This window comes from Pseudonocardia pini (genome assembly GCF_013870575.1).
GTDB lineage: Bacteria > Actinomycetota > Actinomycetes > Mycobacteriales > Pseudonocardiaceae > Pseudonocardia > Pseudonocardia pini.
In genome coordinates this window covers 1-2214 of sequence record NZ_JACBXB010000848.1, presented here as the reverse complement: position 1 = coordinate 2214, position 2214 = coordinate 1, and the positions used below count along the sequence as shown (strand labels likewise).

The 2214-nt window shown below is 72.9% G+C and carries 3 protein-coding genes and 1 pseudogene; 3 read left to right on the top strand and 1 reads right to left on the bottom strand.

Annotation, left to right across the window (positions count from 1 at the left end; genetic code table 11):
• From H5J29_RS29850 to H5J29_RS29840, 3 genes are all read left to right on the top strand, one after another.
• Nucleotides 1-203 (top strand): helix-turn-helix domain-containing protein (locus H5J29_RS29850; RefSeq protein WP_181784304.1); only part of this gene is annotated, 203 nt, incomplete at its 5' end.
• A 71-nt stretch (nucleotides 204-274) separates the two neighbouring features.
• Entirely contained in the window at nucleotides 275-964 is a 690-nt protein-coding gene (locus tag H5J29_RS29845; protein ID WP_181784303.1) for a hypothetical protein, read from the top strand.
• Between the two features lie 170 nt (nucleotides 965-1134).
• Entirely contained in the window at nucleotides 1135-1749 is a 615-nt protein-coding gene (locus tag H5J29_RS29840; protein ID WP_181784302.1) for a superoxide dismutase, read from the top strand.
• 71 nt (nucleotides 1750-1820) lie between these two features.
• Here the strand turns inward: H5J29_RS29840 and H5J29_RS29835 are convergent.
• Nucleotides 1821-2214: pseudogene (locus H5J29_RS29835) on the bottom strand (hypothetical protein); the annotation flags it as partial.

Genomic DNA, 2214 nt, shown 5'->3' with positions numbered 1-2214 from the left:
GCCTGACCCCGCGGGAGAACGAGGTGCTGGCCCTGCTGGCCTCGGGGGCGAGCAACGCCGGCATCGCCACCCAGCTGGTGGTCTCCGAGCGCACCGTCGACGCCCACCTCCGGTCGGTGTTCGGCAAGCTCGACCTGCGCCCGGACCCCGACGCGAACCGCCGCGTGCAGGCCGCCCGGATCTGGCTCGACCACCCCCGCTGAGCTGCGACGACACCGCATTAGGTGCTGAGGCCGATGCGGCGTCGTCCGCGGTTCGGCCAGCCTCGGCACCCATGAGCTCGTCCCTCGCCGCGCCCGTCGCCGACCGCACCCGTCCCGCACCCCTCGTCGCCCTGCTCGGGGTGGTGGTCCTCGCCCTCGTCGCCCGGATGGGGTTCGCCCTCTGGGAGCCGCCGTTCGATCCCGAGACCGGCCTGGGCTACGACGACCTCCGCGCGGTCGCCGACGCGTACTGGCCGGCCAACCTCTACGTCGGCGGCCCGGCCTACCTGCTGACCTTCCTCGGGACCGCGGTGTTCCTCGTGGTCCTCGGCCGCGGCAGACCGCTGGCCTGGGCGGCCGCGGTCGTGGTCGCGGCGGGCAGCATCGTGATCAGCCTCGTGATCGTGGCCGAGGCCCTGCCGTACGCCTACGCCGTCGACCCCGCCCTGTTCGACGAGCCCGCGGGCCGCGTCCTCGTCGACACCGTGAACGAGGCCTCCGCCCGGCTCGTGCCCGCGATCGTGGGCTCGCAGGTCGCCGTCGGCCTCGGCGTGGCCCTGGGCCTGGTCGCCACCCTGCTCGCCCGGTCCGCGCCGCGCTGGTTCCCGATCGTCGGGCTGGTCTACCTGGTGGCGTTCTTCGCCCTCCCCCTCGACGAGCTCGGCTCCGCGGCCGTGGTCGCAGGCGAGGTGGTCCAGACCCTGCTCCTGGCAGGCATCGCCGGGTTCGGGCTCCGCGCCGCGCATCGGTCGGCGCGCTGACCGCGCGGGAGGGGGTCGACCCGATCCGCGGGTCGACCCCCTCCCACCTCACGGACGTCGAGCTGCCAGAACGACCGTCCCCGGACGCCTCCCGCTAACGCAAGAGACTTGCAGCAGTGTACTGCCGGATCTACGTTGTTGCCAGATACTGGCATATATCTGGAGGACCGATGGCGGACTACACGCTCCCCGACCTGCCCTACGACTACAGCGCCCTGGCCCCGCACATCGCGCCGGAGATCATGGAGCTGCACCACTCGAAGCACCACGCCACCTACGTCGCCGCGCTCAACCAGACGATCGAGAAGCTCGCCGCCGCACGCGAGTCCGGGGACTTCGGCGCGATCGTCGGTCTCGAGAGGACCCTGGCGTTCAACCTGGGTGGCCACGTCAACCACTCGCTCTTCTGGAAGAACCTCTCCCCCGACGGCGGCGACAAGCCCTCCGGCGAGCTCGCCGCGGCGATCGACGACGGCTTCGGCTCGTTCGCCGCGTTCCAGGCCCACTTCACCGCGGCCGCCACGACCATCCAGGGCTCCGGCTGGGCCATCCTCGGCTGGGACGTCCTGGGGTCCCGCCTGCTCGTCCACCAGCTCTACGACCAGCAGGCCCAGCTCCCCGCGGGCCAGCTCCCGGTCGTGCTGCTCGACATGTGGGAGCACGCCTTCTACCTGCAGTACCGCAACGTGAGGCCGGACTACGTCAAGGCCTGGTGGAACGTCGTGAGCTGGGCGGACGCCGAGGCCCGCTTCGCTGCGGCCCGTTCCGGGTCGCTGACGGTCTGAGCCGGGCCCAGCACCCGTCGAGCCCAGCACCCGTCGAGCCCAGCACCCGTCGAGCTCAGCACCCGTCGAGCTCAGCACCCGTCGAGCACGTCGACCACCTCCGCCACGGCCACCTCCACGAACGCCTCGGCCGCCACCCACTCCGCGTAGGCCGCGGGGCCGACGGCGCCGACGATGCCGTCGGTCTGGGTGGCCTGGGCCCGCAGCGCCCGCACCTTCCGGTCGAGCTGCCCCGCGTCCAGCTGCAGGTCGACGGCGAGGTGCTCCTCCGCCGTCGGGCGCGGAACGCCGTCCACGAACACCCCGAACTCCTCGTGCAGGTCGGCCCAGCGGTCGAGGAAGGCGGCGGTCGTGGCGGTGTGCAGCAGCCGAGCGCCGGGCCGGGCGGCACGGTGGAACGCGGCGGTGGCCCAGCGGGAGACGGCCTTGTGGTCGGGGTGCCCGGTCTGCCCCTCCGGGTCGAAG

Coding starts and splice junctions, on each gene's coding strand:
- H5J29_RS29845 (WP_181784303.1), top strand. CDS start 275: ATGAGCTCGTCCCTCGCCGCGCCCGTCGCCGACCGCACCCGTCCCGCA.
- H5J29_RS29840 (WP_181784302.1), top strand. CDS start 1,135: ATGGCGGACTACACGCTCCCCGACCTGCCCTACGACTACAGCGCCCTG.